Source organism: Massilia sp. CT11-137 (genome assembly GCF_047302885.1).
Taxonomy (GTDB): domain Bacteria; phylum Pseudomonadota; class Gammaproteobacteria; order Burkholderiales; family Burkholderiaceae_D; genus Telluria; species Telluria orientalis.
On the sequence record NZ_JBKYMP010000001.1, the window covers coordinates 2,543,599 to 2,562,663 of the forward strand.

Below are 19,065 nucleotides of genomic sequence, written 5' to 3' on the forward strand. Positions count from 1 at the left end.
TGTGCGCCCGGCCGCGCTCGGCTTGATGCTGCTCGCCTGGAGCGGCTTCGCCTCCGCGCGCACGCCGTTCGAGGCGAGCTGCGAAGCCGCGGCCCGGGATGCCGGTGCGACGTTCGCCACGCGCGAGAGCGGCTGGCGCGTCGACAACACGGTGTCCTACCGCGACCTGACGCGCATGAAACGGCCCGGCGTACGCAACGGCTACGTGCTGGGCCTCACGCGCACGGAGTCGCGCGTGGCGATCCAGGTCGACGGCACCCTGCTCACGGCGCCGGACGGCGCGGCCGAATGCGTGATGCCGCGCGTCGCGGTGACCTTGTACTACCAGCCCATCGTCGTATACGTCAGCCGTGAATTCGAACCGGACTCGTGTACGTATGACGAGATACTTGCGCACGAAATGCGCCATCTCAAGTCTTACCTGGACTATCTGCCGAAAGTGGAAGAGCGGGTACGCGCACGCCTCGGCGGGCGTTTTGCCGGCAAACCGTTGTATGCGCGGGCCGGCGAGTCGCGGACGCTGCTCCAGCGCGAAATCGACCGCAACTGGATGCCGTACATTAAGGCCGAGATGGGACGTGTCGAACGATTGCAGGCCGCGATCGACAGTCCCGCGGAGTACGCGCGTCTGAGCAAAGTTTGCCAAGGTGAGGTACAGTCTCTTATTGGATCGACAAGACGTTCCCGATCGTAGATTGAACAACATGACTCAAGCACCACGTTACTTCGCCCTGATTCCCGCCGCCGGTGTCGGCGCCCGGATGGGGGCCACGAGCCCCAAGCAGTACCTGAAAATCGGCGGCAAGCCCATGCTCAGGCACACGCTCGACGCATTCCTGTCCAGCGAGCTCATCGCACACACGTTCGTCGTCGTGAGCCCGGACGACCCCTGTATCGACGCCGTCGCGCCCAACCACGGCGTGACGGTCCTGCGCTGCGGCGGCGCCAGCCGCATGGAATCCGTGCGCAACGGCCTGGCCGTGCTCGCCAACACCCTGTCGCCCGCCGACTGGGTGCTCGTGCACGACGCCGCGCGTCCCGGCCTGACTGCCGAACTGATCGAAAAACTGATCACGGGCACGGGCGACCACCCGGCCGGCGGCCTGCTGGCGCTGCCGGTCGTCGACACGGTCAAGCGCTGCATCGACGGCGAAGCGGCCGGCACCGTGCCCCGCAACGGCTTGTGGCTCGCGCAGACCCCGCAGATGTTTCGCTACGAATTGCTGCGCGACGCGCTGGCGGCGGCTAAAGATCCGGATTCGATTACCGATGATGCTAGTGCGGTTGAAGCCCTCGGTTTGAGCCCCAAGTTGGTGGAAGGGCATCCCCGCAATCTCAAAGTGACATTGCCGGACGATATCCGGATCGCCGAGATGTACCTGGCAGTGTCCCAACCTGAATTCGTATAGCGTGTAAAGAACATCATGGCTCTCGCATCGTACAACCCGACCCCGCCGTTCCGCATCGGTACCGGCTATGACTGCCACGCCCTCGTCGAAGGGCGCAAACTGATCGTCGGCGGCGTCACCATCCCGCACCGGCTGGGCCTGCTCGGCCACTCGGACGCCGACGTGCTGCTGCATGCCATCATCGACGCCATGCTGGGCGCCGCCGGCCTCGGCGACATCGGCAAGCATTTCCCGGACACCGACCCGATGTTCGCCGGCGCCGACTCGCGCGTGCTGCTGCGCGAAGCGGCCAACCGCGTGCTGGGCACCGGCTACACCATCGGCAACGTGGACGCGACCATCATCGCGCAGCAGCCGAAGATGGCGCCGCACATCCCGCAGATGGTGTCGCGCATCGCCGAGGACATCGGCGCGTCGCCGCAGCAGGTGAACATCAAGGCCAAGACCAATGAAAAACTCGGTTTCCTCGGCCGCGAAGAAGGCATGGCGGCGCAGGCGACCGTGCTCCTGTTGAAGGCCGCTACCTGACGTTGGGCACGTGATCGATGCCGGGGGCATCGATCACGTGGCCACGCGCGGGGACGCGGTCCGCATGCCTTCGCGTGGGCACGTTCGTATGTGAGGCCCCCGGCCTCACATACCCCACCCTACGCAATTGGCGTTTCCGTTGTAACATCGTTGGTCTGACGATAACAACGGGGACGACATGACCACCACCACGCCACGTGCGGCCTGGACGCTGATCCTGGCGGCCAGCGCCATCCTGATGATCACGATGGCCGCGCGTCTCACGACGGGCCTGTTCCTGTCGCCGCTGAACACGGCGACCGGACTCGGCATCGCGTCGATCAGCTTTGCCATGGCCGTCGGCCAGTTCATGTGGGGCGCGTCGCAACCCGTCTTCGGCGCCGTCGCCGACAAATACGGCGCCATGCCCGTCATCGTGCTGGGCGCCGTGCTGCTGGCCGGCGGCCTTGCCGCCACGCCGTTCGTGTCCACGCAATGGGGCCTGCTCGTCACCCTCGGCATCCTGTCCGCGAGCGGGGCGGGCGCGGGCAGCTTCTCGATCCTCATCGGCGCCACCGCGCAGCGCCTGCCGGCCGAGCGGCGCGCGTTCGCGTCCGGTTTCATCAACGCGGGCGGCTCGTTCGGCCAGTTCGTGTTCGCGCCGCTCGTCCAGTTCCTCATCGCGACCACCGGGTGGATCACGGCGATGCTGGCGCTGGCCGCGACGAGCCTCCTCACCATCCCGCTCGCGTGGCCGCTGCGCGGCAAGCCGCCGGCGCAATCCGTCGTCGGCCATGGCGATCTCACTCTCGGCCGGCAGGTGCGCGATGCCATGCGCGACCGCAGTTATCTCTGCCTGCACGCCGGCTTTTTCACGTGCGGCTTCCACATCGCCTTCCTCGTCACCCATCTGCCGGGCGAGGTCGCGCTGTGCGGCCTGCCGGCGGGCGTCTCGGCGACGGCGCTGGGCCTCATCGGCCTCTTCAACATCGCGGGCTCGCTCGCGGCCGGCGCGCTGGCCCAGCGCTACCGCATGAAATGGCTGCTCGCGTTCACGTACGGCAGCCGCGCCGTCATCATCGCGGCTTACCTGCTGGCGCCGAAATCCGCGTGGACGTTCTACGTGTTCGCCGCCGCCCTCGGCTTCACATGGCTCGCGACGGTGCCGCCCACGGCGGGCCTCGTCGGCAAGCTGTTCGGCATGCGCTATCTCGCCACCCTGTTCGGCCTGACGCTGCTGTCGCACCAGATCGGCGGCTTCTTCGGCGCCTGGCTGGGCGGCCTCGCATTCGTGCACTTCGGCGACTACTCGTGGATGTGGTACGCGGACATCGCGCTGGCGCTGGCCGCCGCCCTCGTCAACCTGCCGATCCGCGAGGCGAAGCCGGCCCCCGCGGCCGTGGCGGCATAACGCATGGCACGCGATCCCTGGGCCTACCGCGACGTGGCGGTCGAATCCGTGCCGGACCCGCGCACTGGCCGGCTGCGCATCAAGCCGATGGCGGGGCAGGCGTACGCGACGTCGATGCGCGTGCAGTGCGCAAGGACGCTGTCGGACCCCGGGCGCTATCCGGCCGGCACCCGGTTCCTCATCCGTGCCAAGCTGACCGACCGCGCGGGCGGGCCGCCGTTCCTGTACGCGTGGCATGGCGATCCGGTGCGCGTGCTGACGGCGCGCGAGGTGCGCTCGTTCCTGGACGAATACCGGCGCCGGCGTATCTGATCCGCACGGTCCGCCGAAAGTCGTTACACTCTGGGCATCATCCGACCCATCAAGACCGAAAGGACCGTCATGGCAACAAGGAAGATTGCAGTGCTCGTCGGCAGCCTGCGCCAGGAATCGTTTACGCGCAAGCTGGCCAAGAGCCTGATGCTGGCCGCACCGCCCACGCTCGAACTGGAGATCGTCGAGATCGGCGACATGCCGCTGTACAACCAGGATGACGAGACCGACACGCCGCCCGCCACCTGGACCGAGTTCCGCGGCCGCATCCGCGACGCCGACGGCGTCCTGTTCTGCACGCCGGAATACAACCGGTCGCTGCCCGCCGTCCTGAAGAATGCCATCGACGTCGGCTCGCGCCCGTACGGCCAGGCCGCGTGGACGGGCAAGCCGTGCGCGGTCGTGTCCAACTCGCCGGGCGCGCTGGGCGGCTTCGGCGCCAACCACGCCTTGCGCCAGTGCCTCGTCTTCCTCAACATGCCGTGCATGCAGTCGCCGGAAGCGTACCTCGGCGGCGTCGGGAGCAAGTTCGACGGCGACACGCTGACGGACGAGGGCCTGAAAACCTTCCTGCAGCAGTTCATGGAGTGTTTTGCGACGTGGGTGGAGCGCCATGCCGACTGATGCCGTAAAAAGTCCGATCGCGATCCGCGAAATCGATCACATCGTGCTGCGCGTGGTGGATCTCGCGCGCATGCTGGCCTTCTACGGCGACGTGCTGGGCTGCCGCGAAGTGCGGCGCCAGGACGAGATCGGCCTCGTGCAGCTGCGCGCCGGCAGTTCGATGGTCGACCTGATCCCGATCTCCGGCAAGCTGGGCGCGGCGGGCGGCGCGGCGCCCGGCAGGGAGGGGCGCAACGTCGATCACTTCTGCTTCCGCGTCGAGCCGTTCGACGAAGACGCGATCCGCGCCCACCTGGCCGCGCACGGCATCGAGGCGGGGCCGGCCGCGGCGCGCTTCGGCGCCGAGGGAGAAGGCCCGTCCATCTACCTGTCGGACCCTGAGGGCAACATGATCGAGCTGAAGGGGCCGCCCACCGCGCCATGAGGCAGGAAGACGATAGCGCGCCACCGTATGTGTCGCAGGCGCCCGTCGCCTACGGCAAGCCGCCGCCCGGGTGGCGGCGGCACATGTACGACGTCATCTTCGAGGCCGACACCCCGGCCGGGCGGCGCTTCGACATCGCCCTCGTGTGCGCCATCCTCCTCAGCATCCTCGTCGTCGTGCTGGACAGCGTGCCGCGGCTGCACCGCGATCACGCCGACCTGCTGAACGCGTTCGAATGGGGCTTCACCGCGCTGTTCACGGTGGAATACGTGGCGCGCCTCGTGTGCGTGCAGCGGCCGTGGCGCTATGCCGGCGGCTTCTACGGCGTGATCGACCTGCTGGCCGTGCTGCCGTCGTATTTCTCGTTGCTGATGCCGGGCACGGAGCTGCTCCTCGACATCCGCATCCTGCGCCTGCTGCGCGTGTTCCGCATCTTCAAGCTGACCCTGTACATCGAGGAATACACGCGCCTGGGCGAAGCGCTCGCCGCCAGCCGGCGCAAGATCCTCGTGTTCCTGTCCGTCGTGCTGATGGCGATCCTGATCCTCGGCACCGTCATGTACGTCGTCGAGGGACCGAAGAACGGCTACACGAGCATCCCCGTCGCGATGTACTGGGCGACCGTCACCATGACGACCGTCGGGTATGGCGACATCACGCCGCACACCAACCTGGGCAAGGCGATCGCCTCGTTCATGATGCTGATGGGGTGGGGCATCCTCGCCGTGCCGACCGGGATCGTGACGGCCGAGATGACGCTGCGCCGCGGCGACCGGCGGACCGGGCCGTTGCGCGCGGCCCTGCATTGTCCAGCGTGCGGCAGCGGCGGCCACGACGCCACCGCCCGGTTCTGCAAGGATTGCGGGACGGCGCTGCCGGCGCACCACGCTGGCGCAAAATGAGGGTTGCTCTAATGTTAGAATCAGATAGAATCGTCATTACAGTGCAAGCCCCCGCGAATCGATGGACCAGTGGACGGAACCGATATGACGACTTCTGTCGCGCCCCAGGACGTGGGCACCCCGACCGTCCTGATTGTCGACGATACGCCGGCCAACGTGGGCATCCTCGTCGAGTATCTCGAGGGGCGCCAGGTTCGGGTGGCGGTCGCGCAGGAAGGCGAGGAGGGCCTGGCCCGCGCGGAATTCGTTCAGCCGGACCTGATCCTGCTCGACGTGATGATGCCCGGCATGGACGGTTTCGAGACGTGCCGGCGCCTCAAGGCGTCCCCGCGTACGCGCGACATCCCCGTGATCTTCATGACGGCGCTGTCCGAGACCCACGACAAGGTCGCCGGCTTCGCGGCGGGCGGCGTCGACTACGTCACCAAACCATTCCAGATCGATGAAGTGTGGGCGCGCGTCACGACCCACCTGGCACTGCGCAGCGCGCAGAAGCGCCTGGCCGAACAGAACGCGCAGCTGCGGCGCGCCGAAGCCGAGCTGCTGGCCGCCAATGATCTCCTCGAACAGCGCGTGGCCGAGCGCACCGCGGAGCTGGTCCGGACCAACGCCCGGCTGGAACAGAAGATCGCCGACTACAACCAGGCGGAGCGGCGCATCGACTACATGGCGCACCACGATGCCCTGACGGGACTGCCCAACCGCCTGCTGCTGGAAGACCGGGTCAACCAGGCGATCGCCCAGGCGCGGCGCCACCAGGACGAGATGGTCGCGCAGCTGCACATCGACCTGGACCACTTCAAGACCATCAACGATTCCCTCGGCGAGCGGATCGGCGACCGCCTGCTGCAGGCCGTCGCCTCGCGCCTGCAGCAATGCACGCGCGAGGGCGACAGCCTCGGCTGCCTGGGCGGGAACGCGTTCGGCATCTGCCTCGCGGCCCTGCGGTGCAGCAACGATGCCGCGCTCGTGGCGGGCAAGATCCTCGAGACCCTGAGCCGCCCATTCCACGTCGAAGACCACGAACTGCACGTCAGCGCCAGCATCGGGCTGGGCCTGTATCCGTCCGACGGCAGCGACGCGTCCGCGCTGCTGCGCGCGGCCAATGCCGCCATGTACCAGGCCAAGCAGAAGGGCCGCAACACGTACCAGTTCTTCACGCCGGCCCTGCACGAAGCGGCGAAGCGGCGCATGGCGGCGACCAGCCAGCTGCGCCAGGCGCTCGCCCACGACGAGTTTTCCGTGTACTACCAGCCGCAGGTCGACATGGAGAGCGGCCGGATCTTCTCGGCCGAAGCGCTGCTGCGCTGGACGCCGCCCGGCAAGGCGGCCCGCTCCTGCGCGGAATTCATCGCCATCGCCGAAGAAACCGGCATCATCGTGCCGATCGGCGAATGGGTGCTGCGCCAGGCCTGCGCGCAACTGAGGCGCTGGCGCGACGGCGGCCATCCGGACATGCGGATCGCCGTCAACCTCTCGGCGCGCCAGTTCACCCAGGCCAACCTGACGGAGTTCGTGGCCCAGGTGCTGCGCGACACGGGCGTCCCCGCCGACGCGCTCGAGCTCGAGCTGACGGAAAGCCTGACGATGCAGCCCAGCGACGACAACCTCGACGTGATGCGCCGCCTGAGCGCCATGGGCGTGCAACTGTCCATCGACGACTTCGGCACCGGCTATTCCAGCCTCGCCTACCTGCAGAACTTCCCCATCCACGCGCTCAAGATCGACCGCTCGTTCGTCATCGGGATCAACGAGCAGGCGCACGACGCCGCGATCGTCACGGCGATCATCGCAATGGCGCACAGCCTGCACCTGAACCTGATCGCCGAAGGCGTCGACAGCCCCGAGCACGTCTCCTTCCTGACGGCGCACGGCTGCCTGGCCGCGCAGGGCTATTACTACAGCCAGGCGGTGCCGGCGGACGCGATGACGCGGTTGCTCGACCAGAGAAACCTGACGCCGAACGGGGGCGCCAGGATGGGTGCGATTGCGCGCTAGTCTGTCTCATGAGTACAGGAACTTGGACCGATGCAAAGATCGGACCGATATTCGCTACTTCAGGCCGACAAGCCCGGCACGATTAGCCCAGATCAAAGGTAATCAGCCTCGCGCCCTTAGTCTGTGAGCTTCGCGCCGCGGCGCCTGCTGCGGCTCGTTCAACCCAAAACTTTGCGAGGCAAAACCATGTATCCATTTCCACAAACGATCGCCCCGGCGGTGCGCACCCACATCGACGCCCAGACCGCGTTCCTGAATGACATGTCGAAGTCGTTGTTCAGCTCATTCCAGCAAATGTGCGACCTGAACATCCAGCTCATGCAGACGATGCTGGAAGAAACGACCCTGGCCAGCAAGCACGTGTTGAGCGCCGACCGTCAGTCCGAGCTGCTGAGCGCCGCCACGGCGCGCACGCAGCCCACGACGGAAAAGCTGCGCGCCTACCAGCAGCACATCGCGCGCCTGGCGGCCGACTCCCAGGTCGAGCTGGCCCGCGTGACGGAGCAGCACGTGCAGAACACCACCCGCACCGCGCGCGCCCTGGCGGACGAGGTGGCGCGCGACGCCACCGAGCAGACGGAACGTGGCCTGCGCGCCCAGCAGGAAACCGTGCGCCAGTTCAGCGATCCATTCATCCGGCCGGGCAACGGTGCCGCCCAGCCGCACGCATCGGGCAGCGCGGGCCAGACGCAGCAAATGCCGCCGAGCCAGCAGCAGGGCAGCAAGGACCAGCGGGCCGCCGCGCACTGACCCGGCGCAGTTCCCGGACCTTACACGCTGCGCCCGGCCACCGGGTGCGGCGCGGCGATGTCGTGTGCAGCCTGGGCCGCGGTCCGGATGCGCGGCCCGAGCCCGAACAGCGGACGGAGCAACGGCACCCGGCGCACGATCTCGAAGCCGGCGAAGCTGAGCACCGTCACGAGCACGACGAGCAGCACGGCTTCCAGGCCCGGCGCAAGGTGCAGCGGTTTCGACGCATGGGCCAGGACGACGATCAGCGTCTGGTGCAGGATGTAGACGGGGAACACGGCCTCGGTCAGGTAACGCCGGGCGGGGCCGTCGCGGTCCAGGTGGCGCCGGGCAAAGCCGCAGGCCGCCAGGATCGCGCTCCACGCCAGCAGCGCGTAATTGGCGCGCATCGGCTTCGCGAGCAGTTCCCAGCGCGTGCCGTCGATGCCGCCGGCGTTGTCCAGCGCGATCCACAGCATCAGGAGGGCCCAGCCGGCGAGGGCCAGCGCGAGACACGTCCAGCGCAGCGCCGCGACACGGGACCAGAAGTCGGGAACGCGCGCCATCAGGGCGCCAAGCAGGAAGACCGGCAGATACGTCGCATGGTTGGTCCAGTCGTCCACGAGCGCGTGGGTGACGGGAAAACGGTTCAGCATCAGGATGCGCACCAGCGCCAGCACGGCCGCCGGCAGCACGATGATCTTCCAGCCCTCGAGCACGCGGCCGAGCAGGGCGGCGAGACGGTCGAAGCGCGGACCCAGGGCCAGCACGACGAGCGCGAGGACGGCCGTATAGGCCCACAGGTAGGCGACGAACCACAGGTGGTTCCAGGTCGGCAGGATCAGGCAGCCGTCCTGGCAGAAACCGTGATAGCCGCGCACGTACAGCCGCATGAAGTCGGCGTAGCCGCCCGCATAGCCGAGCTTCTCGACGACTTCGAGATACGACTGCGGCGGCACGATGACGAGCATGCCGAACACCAGGGGGATCAACAGGCGCCAGCTGCGCTTGCGCAGGAAGGCGAGGGGCCGCAGCTTCGCCAGCATGACGCTGGACGCGACGCCGGACACGAGGAACAGCAGCGCCAGCCGCCACGGCGACGACAGCATCATGAAAGGCTCGAGCGTGGTGCCGGCGTGCGGGCTCTTCACGTGCCAGCCCCACGTCACGTAATACATGCCCACGTGATACAGGATCAGCAGGAAGAAGGCGATGATGCGTACCCAGTCGAGGAAATGATGGCGCGGTAGATGGCGAGTGTTCATGGCGGATCGTCGTCGGTTGGTCGATGAAATTAACGACGTCAGACTAGATCGGCGCAGGTCGCGATGCGAGCGGATTGTGGCGAGGCGGGAGCCGGGTGGGGCGGGCCGGGCGGATGAAAAAAAAAAAGCCCGCTTGCGGCGGGCTTGAATCTATTTTCTTGGAGGAAGATAGAGGAGACGGTTCGGAGTATGCGGGGACACAAAAAATAAATCCAATTTGATTTTCAGATATCGATCATACAAATTTGGAATAATATGGCCGAGATAATTGGTGATGTTTGAGCGCATACGTACGTTCTAGAATGGAATGCTGTATTGCAAGCATTTAATTCCTGTTCCCGCTCATGACAACCACTCTCCTTGGCCGCGCCCTGTCCATCCTGTTCCTGGCGATGCCGCTGGCGCAAGCCGGCAACATCAACGATCTCGTCGACCAGAACTGGATCGAAATCGACAGCCCGAATTTCCGGGTCGTCACCGACCAGCCGGAAGACGTTGCGCGCCACATGATCGTCGACCTGGAAAACTTGCGGTACATCTCGAACCGCGTGCGCGGTGCGCAATCGCTGGACGGGCCGCCGCTGACGATCGTCGCGATGGGCCGGCGCAGCTTCGCGACGCTGGGGCTGCCCCGGAACATGGCCGGGGTGTTCCAGTTGTCGCGCCTTGGTTACGCGGCCATCGCAAGGATCGAGGATTACGTCACGTCGGCGGCGGCAAGCGACGTGTCGCGCGCGATCATCCTGCATGAATACCACCATTTCCTCCTGCACTATTCGCCCGAAACGACGGCGTATCCGCGCTGGTACGACGAAGGGATGTCGGAGTACTGGTCGTCGCTGGTCATCCAGGACGGCATGGCATGGTTCGGCCATCCGGTGGAAGGCAGCCATCGCGAGGACTGGCTGGCCGACCGGACGGGCCGGATCAATCTCGATACCAAATGGCTGTTCAACACGAACAAACTTTCCTACGACAACAGCACGCGGGCCGGCAAGATCGACATGGCCCGCTTTTATGCCTGCGCGAAGTACGCGATCCACTACTTCAATTCGAGCCCCGAATTGCGCAGGCAACTCGCGCACTACCTGCGCCTGCATAACATGGGGCTGTCCGAAGACCAGGCCGTGCGCATCGCTTTCAAGAAGTCGTACGAGGAACTCGATGTCGACATGCGGCGCTACGTGGAGCGCCGCATGATGGCCCGCGGGTTCTCGACCGGAAAGGATGGGCTCGACCTGCCGCAAGTCCAGGTGAAGGTCACGAAGCTCGACCGTCCCGCGACCTACGCCGTCCTGGCCGACGTGGTGCCCCGCTTCGCGAAGCGCGACGCCGACATGGTGCGGGAACTGGTCGAGACGAATCTCAAGCTCCATCCGGACGATCCGAAGGCGACCATCCTTGCCGTCAATCGCCGCGTCGTCGACGACGGCATGGCGCGTCTGGATGCGTTGCTGAAACGCTACCCGAACGATGCAAGCCTGCTCGCCACGCGCGCCGAAGGCCTGGACATGGCGGCGGCCGCGATGCACGACACCGGCGTGCCCGGCTGGGAAGCGCCGCTGAAAGAGGCGCGCGACCTGGCCCGGCGCGCGATCACGGCGGACCCGTCCAATCCGCTGGCCTACTTTACCCTGGGCCATGTGTACAAGCTTGCACCCGACATCGGACCGGTTCAGGAAGGTATCGCCGGCCTGGACACCCTCGTCATCTACGAGCCGACGCCCGGCAGTCTGCGCGCGCTGGCGCACCTCTACCTGCGCAACAAGCAGTTGCCGGAAGCGGTCAAGAGCATCCGCAGCGCCGTCGCGTTCGATGCGGCGGGCAAGAACCCGCTCGACGCGTTGTTGATGGAAAACCTGGAACTCGTCGCCGACATGGCCTCCAGTGCGACGCCGGACGGCAAGGGATTGCGCTACCCCAGTGGCGCCGTCTACGAAGGCCCGGTCGCCGGCGGCAAACCGGACGGGAAGGGCAAGTGGCTGCGTCCGGATGGCAGTTATTACGAAGGCGACTTCGTGCAGGGCCAGCCGTCGGGACACGGCAAGCTGGCGAGCGAGCGGGGCGTCGCGTACGAGGGAGCGTTTGCGGCGGGCATGGCCCATGGCACCGGGCGCATCAGTTTCCCGGCCGGCGGCAAGATGGTCTCGTACGAAGGCGGCGTCGAGGATGCCATACCATCCGGCCCCGGGGTCCTCGTGACGAAGGAAGGTCGGCTGGAAGCCACGTTCGTGAAGGGCGAGGCGCACGGCGACGGCGTGTTCGTGCCTGCCCACGCCGCGCCCATGCGCGGCACATGGCACTACGGCGCGTACCAGTGGCCGGTGGCCGACAAGCTCGTGTTCGTCGGCGGCATCGATGGCGAAGGGCGGCGCCACGGCCTGGGCTGGTGCCGGGCGGATGCCTCGCCGCAGATCGACCTGTGCCGCTACAAGGAGGATCGCAAGATTGCGTTGGACACGGAAGACGATTGAAGCGCTACAATCAATTTCTCCGACCATCGAACGAAAGGCTTTCCATGCAAGCGCGCACCGTCCTCGCCCTCCCTGGCCTCCTGCTGGCCCTGTCGTATGCGGCAAGTAGCCACGCCGCGTCCGCCTGCGGCACGGCACCGACCGGCGAACTGCGCGCGGAGCGCGTCGCGAGCGTCAAGCCGTCGCGCGCCGGGGCCGGCCTGTACGAAGGCCCCGTGTGGATCAAGGACGCGCTGTATTTTTCCGATTTCGGCCTCGGACCCGGCTTCCCGTCGCGCATCCGCAAGCTGGCGGCGGACGGCACGGTGACGACGGTGGTGGAGGACAGCGGCAGCAACGGCCTCGCCGTCGATGCCCACGGCGACCTCGTCGCGGCCACGCACAAGTACAAGGCGCTGTCCCGCTATGCCATCGCGGACGGCAAGCGCACGACACTGGCCGCGGAATATAACGGCCAGGTGTTCGACTCGCCGAACGACATCGCCATCGCGAAAGATGGCACGATCTATTTCACGGACCCGGATTACCAGAAGGCGGCGGCGCCTGGCGGGCAGCCCGTCACGGGCGTCTATCGCGTGGGCACGGACGGCAGGATCACGCTCGTGGACGGCAGCCGGCCGAATCCGAACGGCGTCTCGCTGTCGCCCGCCGGCGACGTGCTGTACGTGAACGCGGGCGACGGCTTCCTGCGCGCCTACCCGATCGTGAACGGCGTGCCGGGACAGGGGAAAGACATCGTCAATGGGCTCGACACCCCGGACGGCATGGCCGTCGATTGCCACGGCAATATCTACGTGACCGAGCACCCGGCCAGGCGGGTGCGCGTGTTCTCGCCGCAGGGGAAACAGCTGGCGACGATCCGCACGGATGCCAACGTGACGAATGCCGCGTTCGGCGGCGCCGACGGCAAGACCCTGTTCCTGACGGGCGCCGGCGCCGTGTGGCAGATCCGGTTGGACGTCACCGGATCGCCGTACTGACAGACGCGGTGCGCGTGCAGTCGCACGCGCACGTGATGGCGTCAGGCCTTCAGCACGATGCGCTTCTGCTCGCGCGCCGACTGGTAGATCGCCTCGATGATGCGCAGGTCGCGCAGGCCTTCCTCGCCGCCGACGATCGGCTCGCGGTTCTGCAGCACGCATTGCGCCATGTGGTCCAGCTGGCCGGCCCATTGGGTGGCGCCGGGACCCGGCGGCGGCGTGACTTCCTTGTCGCGGCCATTGCCGCCGACCCACATCCGGTTGCCCTGGTAGCCGGTCGCCGGTTCCATCTCGATGCGGCCTTTATCTCCCACCAGCAGGATGTGGTTCTGGTTGGCGCTGTACATCGACTGGCATGAGCCGATCACGCCGGACGGGAATTCCAGTTGGAAGCCGATCATGTCTTCGACCTCGCGGAAGCGCGGGTCCTTGCGGTCCGTCGTTTCCTGGGCATAGACGGCGGTCGGTTCCTCGCCCGTCATGTAGCGCGCCGCGTTGAGGGCGTAGATGCCGATGTCCATCATCGAGCCGCCGCCCGCCAGCGCCTTTTTCAGGCGCCATGCATTCGGATCGCGGAAGTTGAAGCCGTGTTCCGAGCGGAAATAGCGCAGCTTTCCGATCTCGCCGGCGCGCGCGATGCGGCGCGCTTCCAGGTTGTACGGTTCGAAGTGGCAGCGGTAGCCGATCATCAGCTTCTTGCCCGCCTGGCGGCACGCCGCGATCATCGCTTCGCATTCGGCCGACGACACGGCCATCGGCTTTTCGCACAGCACGTGCTTGCCGGCCTTGGCCGCGCGGATCGTGTACTCGGCATGCATCGAGACGGGCAGGCAGACGTAGACGATGTCGATGTCCGGGTTGTTGCGGATCTCGTCGTAGTTCTGGTAGTTGTAGAGGTTCTTTTCCGGAACGCCGTATTCCTGCGCCACGCGCTTCGCCTTGGCGGCATCGCCGCTGACCAGCGCGACGAGCTTGCTGTTCTTGCAGTTCTTGAATTGCGGGATGATGATGCCCAGGCCATAGGAGCCCAGCCCGACGATCGCATAGCCGAGCTTGCGATCGGGCGGGGCCGCCCATGCCATGTCACCCACCGCGCCCGCCGCCAGCGCGCCGCCGGCGGCAAGGACCAGACCTCGCCGATTCCTGTCGATCATCACGTCTCCTTTGTTATCGATGTTAGCGCTCACAGTCGCGTTCTTATTTTAATACGAATGCACGGGCTCGCCCACAATTGGCGTTCATCAATAATCAACTCGCCCCGACGCGCACACTGGCAGATGGTGCCCGGACCGGCCGGGCCATCTTCCAGCGAGGTGAATCATGGTCAAACTCCAGGGCAGCGTGCCCGCAACCAGTGCCGACATGCGGTCCCTCGGGCCGGCGCCGGACGACGAACGCATCGACGTCACCGTCTTCGTGCGCCGCCGCGCGCCGCTCGCACCCCATTCGCTCGACGCGAAACCGGGGCAGCGGCGCTATCTCACGCGCGCCGAATTCGCCGCGCAGCACGGCGCCAGCGATGCCGATCTCGACGCCGTCGCCGCGTTCGCGCAGCGCGCCGGGCTCGTCGTCGTCGAACGCCGGCCGGCCGCGCGCAGCATCGTCCTGTCCGGCACGGCGGGCCAGGTGACCGCCGCGTTCGGCACGGCAATCGAGCGGGTCGAGCACGCGGCCGGGATCTCGCGCCGCCGCACCGCGCCCGTGCACGTGCCGCCCGAGCTGGACGGCATCGTCGAAGGCGTGTTCGGCATCGACGACGTCCCCATCGCACGGCCCCATTTCAAGTTCTCCAAAGAATCCGAGCAAGCCGCGATGCTGGCCTCGATATCGCCGGGCGCCGCGCCGTCCGACGCGCAGGCTGCATCCGGCTTCACGGGCATCGACATGGCGAAGCTGTACGACTTTCCGACCGGTCTGGACGGCAGCGGCCAGTGCATCGCCATCATCGAACTGGGCGGCGGCTACCGCAGCGCCGACCTGAAAGCCTATTTCAAGAGCCTCGGCCTGGCGGCGCCGCATGTGACGGCCGTGTCCGTCGACGGCGGCAAGAACAGCCCGTCGCTACCGTGGAGCGCCGATGCCGAGGTCATGCTGGACATCGAGGTCGCGGGCGCCGTCGCGCCGAAGGCCAACATCGCCGTGTATTTCGCGCCGAACAGCGAGCAGGGCTTCGTCGATGCGATCGCGGCCGCCGTCCACGACGACGTGCGCAAACCGTCCGTGATCTCGATCAGCTGGGGCGCGCCGGAATCGGAGTGGACGGACCAGGGCCTGGCCGCGATGGACCAGGCGTTCGAGGCCGCGGCCGCGCTGGGCGTGACGGTGTGCTGCGCGGCGGGCGACGCCGGCGCGCACGACCAGAACCCGCAGAACGGCACGCCGGACGGCCTTGCGCATGCGGACTTCCCCGCGTCGAGCCCGTACGTGCTGGGCTGCGGCGGCACGCGCCTGACGGTCAGCGGCCACACCATCACCAGCGAGACCGTGTGGAATGACGACCCTTCCACCAGCGCGACGGGCGGCGGCGTCAGCGACAAGTTCGCGCTGCCGTCCTGGCAGGCGGATGCGCGCGTGCCGGCGTCGATCAACCCGGGCGGACGCGTCGGGCGCGGCGTGCCGGACGTGGCCGGCAATGCGTCCCCGGCGACGGGCTACCGGGTGCGGGTCGACTTCCTGACGACCACGATCGGGGGCACGAGCGCCGTGTCGCCGCTGTATGCGGGGCTTGTCGCGCTGCTGAACCAGAAGCTGCCGCAGCACGTGGGATGGCTCAATCCGCTGCTGTACGGCCCGCTGGCGGGCAGCGGCGCGCTGCGCGACATCACGAGCGGCGACAACGGCGGTTATGCGGCCGGGGCGGGCTGGGATGCGTGCACGGGCTGGGGCGTGCCCGTCGGCTCGACACTGCTGGCCGCGCTGGAGGCCTGATTCAAGCCGGATTCAACCGCGCCAGCACCTCGGCGCGGTACTGGCGGCTGCACGGCACCCGTGCTCCGCCGCGCAGCAGCAATTCGCCGTCGCCCTTGTCCAGGGCGACCACCTGTTCGATCCAGCCCACTTGCACGGCGGCGCGCCGGTGACAGCGAATAAAGCCGGCACCGAGCCGGTCGACGAGGCCGGCCAGCGTCTGGCGCAACAGCGGGCTGCCCGCGGCCGTGTGCAGCACGACGTAGTTGTCGGCCGTCTCGATCCACTGGATGTCCGCGACGCGCACGACACGCGTGACGCCGCGTTCACTCACAAGCAATTGCTCGAGCGGCGCGGGCGGTAGGGCGGCCGGCTGGCCGTCGACGCCGGCCGCCAGCTTCCGGCGCAGGCGCGCCAGCGCGCGTGCGAGGCGGTCGCCGTCGTAGGGCTTCAGCAGGTAATCGATGGCGTCGCAGTCGAACGCCTGGCACGCGTAGCGTTCGTACGCCGTCACGAACACGACGAGCGGCGCCGGTTCCGGCAGGGATGCCGCCAGTTCGATGCCGGACAGCTCGGGCATTTCGATGTCGAGCAGCAGCGCGTCCGGGCGAAAACTTGCAATCCGCTCCAGCGCATCGATGCCGTCGGCCGCTTCCTCGACGGCCGTGATGCCGTCCTGCTGCGCGAGCAGGTGGCGCAGTTTTAGGCGCGCGGGGCGCTCGTCGTCGACGATCAGCAGACGCATACGAACCTCAGCAAGGCAACCTCATCTCGGCACGCACGCCCCCCTGCGGCCGCGCCGTGATGTCGAGCCGGCCCGCATCGCCATATAAAGCCTGGATGCGCGCGCGCAGGTTGGACAGGCCGATGCCGCCGGGGCGTTCCGTCGCGGCCAGCTTGCCGGCATCGTCCTCGACGCCCAGCACGAGCTCGTCGCCCTCGCGGCAGACGGAGACGGCGATGTGCGTCTGCCCGCGGCGCCGCTCGACCGTGTGCTTGAACACGTTTTCCAGCAGCGGCTGCAGGCTCATCACGGGCACTTCGCGGTCGAGCAGCGCGTCGTCGACCTGCCACGCGATGGCGACGCGGTCGGCGAAGCGCTCGGCCATCACGTCCGCGTACCCGCGCGCGAGGCGCAGCTCGGTCGCGAGCGGCGCCGCGTGGCGGTCGCCCAGGGCCAGCGTTTCGCGCAGCACGTCGGCCAGTTGGGTGAGCGTCGCGTCGGCGCGGGCCGGGTCCGTCCAGATCAGTGCGGACACGGTGTTCAATGCGTTGAACAGGAAATGCGGCTGCATCTGCTGGCCCAGCCGCTGCAATTGCGCCTGGCGCAGCAGGGTGTTCGAGCGTTCCGCGCGCAGCCGCGCGTCGAGCAGCGCGCGGTAGGATTGCACGCCGAAGCGGATCGCCATGAACAGGCCGAAGAAGATCGTGATCTTCATCGATTCGTACAGGAACAGCTGCGGCACCGGATCGTGCCGGTAGGTTTCGCCGACGAGCGCATACACGCCATGGCGCAGGCCGAAGGCGAGGGGGACGAAGGCGATCCAGTACATCGACAGCCAGCGCGCCTGCCGCGCGAACCAGCGCCAGGGCGTGCCGAGCAGGTGATCGTCCGCGTGCGACCAGCGCAGCTGCACGAGGGCGAGCAGGGTCACGACGAGCGCGGACGACCCTTCCCACAGCAACGGTTTCCAGATCGCGTGGCTGTGTTCGTTGCGCATGAAGTCCTGCACGGCGACGAGCATCATCAGGATCCAGAACAGGATCCACGCGGATACGAAGACGGCGTTGCGGCGCAGGAAGGTCATGCGGGGATGATCGGCCATCCTCGGGTGATTGTCAAAAGGCACGGCGGTAGGCACGGCGGTAGGCACGGCGGTAGGCACGGCGGTAGGCACGGCGGTAGGCACGGGTGCGTCGCGGCCGCCGCGCTTCTGCTAACGTCGAGCCGATCAAACCAACTCCAGGAGAAGGCCATGGAACGTTTCCTGTTCGTGTACCACGGCAAACCGGGCGCCGATGCGGATACGCGCCACGATTTGTCGCGCTGGGCCGCGTGGTTCGACGGCATGGGCTCGCGCGTCCTCGACCGCGGCAGCCTCACGCACAGCGCCGTCGACGTGCCGCGCCGCCTGCTCGGGCCGAAGGAATCCGCCAGTTCGCTATGCGGCTATTCGGTCGTCGAGGCGGCGGATTTCAACGACGCCGTCGAGATCGGCGAGCGCTGTCCGATCTTCGACGAGGGCGGCTCGGTCGAGATCGCGCGGCTGACGATCCCGTTGACGTAGGAACCACCGTCGTTCCCGCGGAGGCGGGAACCCAAGGTTGCACGCATCGCGATTGCGCTTGCAAAATTGAGCCCCGCCTGCGCGGGGGCGACGTGCTGGCGTCGCAGGATCTTAGTCCTTGCTCAACACCACATGCGTAGCCGCCTCCGTCGCCACGTGCCCGGTGACCTTGAACCCGAGCGCGGGCAGGTCGATGCCGGCCAGCAGCGCCTCGCCGGCCCCCAGCAGCACGGGCGAGATGGCCAGGTGCATCTCGTCCACGAGACCCGCCTGCAGGTATTGCCGGATGGTCGATACGCCGCCGCCCAGGCGCACGTCCTTGCCGCCCGCGGCCTCCTTGGCGCGGGCAAGGGCGGCCTCGATGCCGTCCGTGACGAAGTAAAAGGTCGTGCCGCCCTTCATCTCGAGCGGGGGCCGGGCGTGGTGCGTGAGCACGAACACGGGCACATGGTAGGGCGGCTCGTCGCCCCACCAGCCCTTCCACTCGTCGTCCGGCCACGGACCGCGCACGGGGCCGAACATGTTGCGGCCCAGGATCCACGCGCCGACATTCTCGAAGCCGCGCGCCGCGAACGTCTCGTCCGGACCATCGGTTCCCTTCGATTCATCGCCCAGCATGCGCTGGAACGTGCGGGTGACGCGGAACCATTGGTGCAGCGTCTCGCCGCGTTCGCCCAGCGGATTCTGCAGGCTCTGGTTCGGGCCGGCCCCGTAGCCGTCGAGGGATATGGCAAAGCATCGGACAGTCAGTCTGGACATCGTCGTTCTCCTGTTGGACGGGACGCGGGCTGCGTCCCTCGTTCATACGACGAACGGGGCCGCCCAATTTCGACAA

The 19,065-nt window shown here is 67.3% G+C and carries 19 protein-coding genes; 14 read left to right on the forward strand and 5 right to left on the reverse strand.

All coding sequences use genetic code 11. The features are described 5' to 3' along the window. The first annotated feature begins 1 nt into the window (after nucleotide 1). The 10 genes from ACEN98_RS11540 to ACEN98_RS11585 all read left to right on the forward strand — a co-directional run bounded on the left by ACEN98_RS11540 (nucleotide 2) and on the right by ACEN98_RS11585 (nucleotide 8,337). Nucleotides 2-694, forward strand: a complete 693-nt coding sequence (locus ACEN98_RS11540; protein WP_413385977.1) for a hypothetical protein — start codon at nucleotides 2-4, stop codon at nucleotides 692-694. Nucleotides 695-704: 10 nt separating this feature from the next. Continuing rightward, nucleotides 705-1,409 carry a 2-C-methyl-D-erythritol 4-phosphate cytidylyltransferase gene (gene ispD, locus ACEN98_RS11545; RefSeq protein WP_413384417.1) on the forward strand — a complete coding sequence of 235 codons (705 nt, stop codon included), beginning with the start codon at nucleotides 705-707 and terminating at the stop codon, nucleotides 1,407-1,409. Between the two features lie 15 nt (nucleotides 1,410-1,424). Continuing rightward, nucleotides 1,425-1,937, forward strand: coding sequence for a 2-C-methyl-D-erythritol 2,4-cyclodiphosphate synthase (gene ispF, locus ACEN98_RS11550; protein ID WP_413384419.1), 513 nt, complete (start codon nucleotides 1,425-1,427; stop codon nucleotides 1,935-1,937). Between the two features lie 178 nt (nucleotides 1,938-2,115). Further along, the gene (locus tag ACEN98_RS11555) at nucleotides 2,116-3,327 is read left to right on the forward strand and encodes an MFS transporter (RefSeq protein ID WP_413384421.1); all 1,212 of its coding nucleotides are present in this window, start codon (nucleotides 2,116-2,118) and stop codon (nucleotides 3,325-3,327) included. A 3-nt stretch (nucleotides 3,328-3,330) separates the two neighbouring features. Beyond that, nucleotides 3,331-3,639: a hypothetical protein gene (locus ACEN98_RS11560; protein WP_413337346.1), complete on the forward strand. Its 309-nt coding sequence runs from the start codon at nucleotides 3,331-3,333 to the stop codon at nucleotides 3,637-3,639. A 69-nt stretch (nucleotides 3,640-3,708) separates the two neighbouring features. Then, the gene (locus ACEN98_RS11565) at nucleotides 3,709-4,263 is read left to right on the forward strand and encodes an NADPH-dependent FMN reductase (RefSeq protein ID WP_413384423.1); all 555 of its coding nucleotides are present in this window, start codon (nucleotides 3,709-3,711) and stop codon (nucleotides 4,261-4,263) included. Further along, nucleotides 4,253-4,687: a VOC family protein gene (locus ACEN98_RS11570; RefSeq protein ID WP_413384425.1), complete on the forward strand. Its 435-nt coding sequence runs from the start codon at nucleotides 4,253-4,255 to the stop codon at nucleotides 4,685-4,687. Before ACEN98_RS11565 ends, ACEN98_RS11570 begins: the two co-directional genes overlap by 11 nt. Beyond that, nucleotides 4,684-5,589, forward strand: coding sequence for an ion transporter (locus ACEN98_RS11575; RefSeq protein ID WP_413384427.1), 906 nt, complete (start codon nucleotides 4,684-4,686; stop codon nucleotides 5,587-5,589). The genes ACEN98_RS11570 and ACEN98_RS11575 overlap by 4 nt, the downstream gene beginning before the upstream one ends. Nucleotides 5,590-5,673: 84 nt before the next feature. Next, the gene (locus tag ACEN98_RS11580; protein ID WP_413384429.1) at nucleotides 5,674-7,587 is read left to right on the forward strand and encodes an EAL domain-containing protein; all 1,914 of its coding nucleotides are present in this window, start codon (nucleotides 5,674-5,676) and stop codon (nucleotides 7,585-7,587) included. A 186-nt stretch (nucleotides 7,588-7,773) separates the two neighbouring features. After that, complete coding sequence (locus ACEN98_RS11585; protein WP_413384431.1) at nucleotides 7,774-8,337, forward strand: phasin family protein; 564 nt, start codon at nucleotides 7,774-7,776, stop codon at nucleotides 8,335-8,337. A gap of 20 nt (nucleotides 8,338-8,357) precedes the next feature. On the opposite strand, the gene ACEN98_RS11590 is transcribed toward ACEN98_RS11585, so the two are convergent. After that, entirely contained in the window at nucleotides 8,358-9,581 is a 1,224-nt protein-coding gene (locus ACEN98_RS11590) for an acyltransferase family protein (protein ID WP_413384433.1), read from the reverse strand. Nucleotides 9,582-9,925: 344 nt separating this feature from the next. On the opposite strand from ACEN98_RS11590, the gene ACEN98_RS11595 reads away from it, so the two are divergent. Both ACEN98_RS11595 and ACEN98_RS11600 read left to right on the forward strand, forming a co-directional pair. Beyond that, nucleotides 9,926-12,055, forward strand: coding sequence for a hypothetical protein (locus ACEN98_RS11595; RefSeq protein ID WP_413384435.1), 2,130 nt, complete (start codon nucleotides 9,926-9,928; stop codon nucleotides 12,053-12,055). Nucleotides 12,056-12,099: 44 nt separating this feature from the next. After that, nucleotides 12,100-13,035 carry an SMP-30/gluconolactonase/LRE family protein gene (locus ACEN98_RS11600; RefSeq protein ID WP_413384437.1) on the forward strand — a complete coding sequence of 312 codons (936 nt, stop codon included), beginning with the start codon at nucleotides 12,100-12,102 and terminating at the stop codon, nucleotides 13,033-13,035. Nucleotides 13,036-13,076: 41 nt separating this feature from the next. On the opposite strand, the gene ACEN98_RS11605 is transcribed toward ACEN98_RS11600, so the two are convergent. Further along, nucleotides 13,077-14,189 carry a Gfo/Idh/MocA family protein gene (locus ACEN98_RS11605; protein WP_413337337.1) on the reverse strand — a complete coding sequence of 371 codons (1,113 nt, stop codon included), beginning with the start codon at nucleotides 14,187-14,189 and terminating at the stop codon, nucleotides 13,077-13,079. Between the two features lie 166 nt (nucleotides 14,190-14,355). Between ACEN98_RS11605 and ACEN98_RS11610 the strand changes: the two genes are divergently transcribed. Beyond that, nucleotides 14,356-15,963, forward strand: a complete 1,608-nt coding sequence (locus ACEN98_RS11610) for a protease pro-enzyme activation domain-containing protein (RefSeq protein ID WP_413384439.1) — start codon at nucleotides 14,356-14,358, stop codon at nucleotides 15,961-15,963. 1 nt (nucleotide 15,964) lies between these two features. Here ACEN98_RS11610 and ACEN98_RS11615 read toward each other — a convergent pair whose 3' ends face one another. Both ACEN98_RS11615 and ACEN98_RS11620 read right to left on the reverse strand, forming a co-directional pair. Continuing rightward, nucleotides 15,965-16,687 carry a LytR/AlgR family response regulator transcription factor gene (locus ACEN98_RS11615; RefSeq protein ID WP_413384441.1) on the reverse strand — a complete coding sequence of 241 codons (723 nt, stop codon included), beginning with the start codon at nucleotides 16,685-16,687 and terminating at the stop codon, nucleotides 15,965-15,967. A gap of 7 nt (nucleotides 16,688-16,694) precedes the next feature. Continuing rightward, on the reverse strand, nucleotides 16,695-17,768 hold the full coding sequence (locus ACEN98_RS11620; RefSeq protein ID WP_413384443.1) for a sensor histidine kinase: 1,074 nt from the start codon (nucleotides 17,766-17,768) through the stop codon (nucleotides 16,695-16,697). Nucleotides 17,769-17,918: 150 nt separating this feature from the next. Between ACEN98_RS11620 and ACEN98_RS11625 the strand changes: the two genes are divergently transcribed. Continuing rightward, a complete protein-coding gene (locus ACEN98_RS11625; RefSeq protein ID WP_413384445.1) occupies nucleotides 17,919-18,230 on the forward strand; it encodes a hypothetical protein in 312 nt (103 codons plus the stop codon). 111 nt (nucleotides 18,231-18,341) lie between these two features. Here the strand turns inward: ACEN98_RS11625 and ACEN98_RS11630 are convergent, their stop codons facing one another. After that, entirely contained in the window at nucleotides 18,342-18,989 is a 648-nt protein-coding gene (locus ACEN98_RS11630) for a dihydrofolate reductase family protein (RefSeq protein WP_413384447.1), read from the reverse strand. Nucleotides 18,990-19,065: the final 76 nt, after the last annotated feature.

What these genes read in the sequence shown, in the direction of transcription:
- ispD (WP_413384417.1), top strand. Translation starts at nt 705, where the DNA reads ATGACTCAAGCACCACGTTACTTCGCCCTGATTCCCGCCGCCGGTGTC.
- ispF (WP_413384419.1), top strand. Translation starts at nt 1,425, where the DNA reads ATGGCTCTCGCATCGTACAACCCGACCCCGCCGTTCCGCATCGGTACC.
- ACEN98_RS11555 (WP_413384421.1), top strand. Translation starts at nt 2,116, where the DNA reads ATGACCACCACCACGCCACGTGCGGCCTGGACGCTGATCCTGGCGGCC.
- ACEN98_RS11560 (WP_413337346.1), top strand. Translation starts at nt 3,331, where the DNA reads ATGGCACGCGATCCCTGGGCCTACCGCGACGTGGCGGTCGAATCCGTG.
- ACEN98_RS11565 (WP_413384423.1), top strand. Translation starts at nt 3,709, where the DNA reads ATGGCAACAAGGAAGATTGCAGTGCTCGTCGGCAGCCTGCGCCAGGAA.
- ACEN98_RS11570 (WP_413384425.1), top strand. Translation starts at nt 4,253, where the DNA reads ATGCCGACTGATGCCGTAAAAAGTCCGATCGCGATCCGCGAAATCGAT.
- ACEN98_RS11575 (WP_413384427.1), top strand. Translation starts at nt 4,684, where the DNA reads ATGAGGCAGGAAGACGATAGCGCGCCACCGTATGTGTCGCAGGCGCCC.
- ACEN98_RS11580 (WP_413384429.1), top strand. Translation starts at nt 5,674, where the DNA reads ATGACGACTTCTGTCGCGCCCCAGGACGTGGGCACCCCGACCGTCCTG.
- ACEN98_RS11585 (WP_413384431.1), top strand. Translation starts at nt 7,774, where the DNA reads ATGTATCCATTTCCACAAACGATCGCCCCGGCGGTGCGCACCCACATC.
- ACEN98_RS11590 (WP_413384433.1), bottom strand. Translation starts at nt 9,581, where the DNA reads ATGAACACTCGCCATCTACCGCGCCATCATTTCCTCGACTGGGTACGC.
- ACEN98_RS11595 (WP_413384435.1), top strand. Translation starts at nt 9,926, where the DNA reads ATGACAACCACTCTCCTTGGCCGCGCCCTGTCCATCCTGTTCCTGGCG.
- ACEN98_RS11600 (WP_413384437.1), top strand. Translation starts at nt 12,100, where the DNA reads ATGCAAGCGCGCACCGTCCTCGCCCTCCCTGGCCTCCTGCTGGCCCTG.
- ACEN98_RS11605 (WP_413337337.1), bottom strand. Translation starts at nt 14,189, where the DNA reads ATGATCGACAGGAATCGGCGAGGTCTGGTCCTTGCCGCCGGCGGCGCG.
- ACEN98_RS11610 (WP_413384439.1), top strand. Translation starts at nt 14,356, where the DNA reads ATGGTCAAACTCCAGGGCAGCGTGCCCGCAACCAGTGCCGACATGCGG.
- ACEN98_RS11615 (WP_413384441.1), bottom strand. Translation starts at nt 16,687, where the DNA reads ATGCGTCTGCTGATCGTCGACGACGAGCGCCCCGCGCGCCTAAAACTG.
- ACEN98_RS11620 (WP_413384443.1), bottom strand. Translation starts at nt 17,768, where the DNA reads ATGGCCGATCATCCCCGCATGACCTTCCTGCGCCGCAACGCCGTCTTC.
- ACEN98_RS11625 (WP_413384445.1), top strand. Translation starts at nt 17,919, where the DNA reads ATGGAACGTTTCCTGTTCGTGTACCACGGCAAACCGGGCGCCGATGCG.
- ACEN98_RS11630 (WP_413384447.1), bottom strand. Translation starts at nt 18,989, where the DNA reads ATGTCCAGACTGACTGTCCGATGCTTTGCCATATCCCTCGACGGCTAC.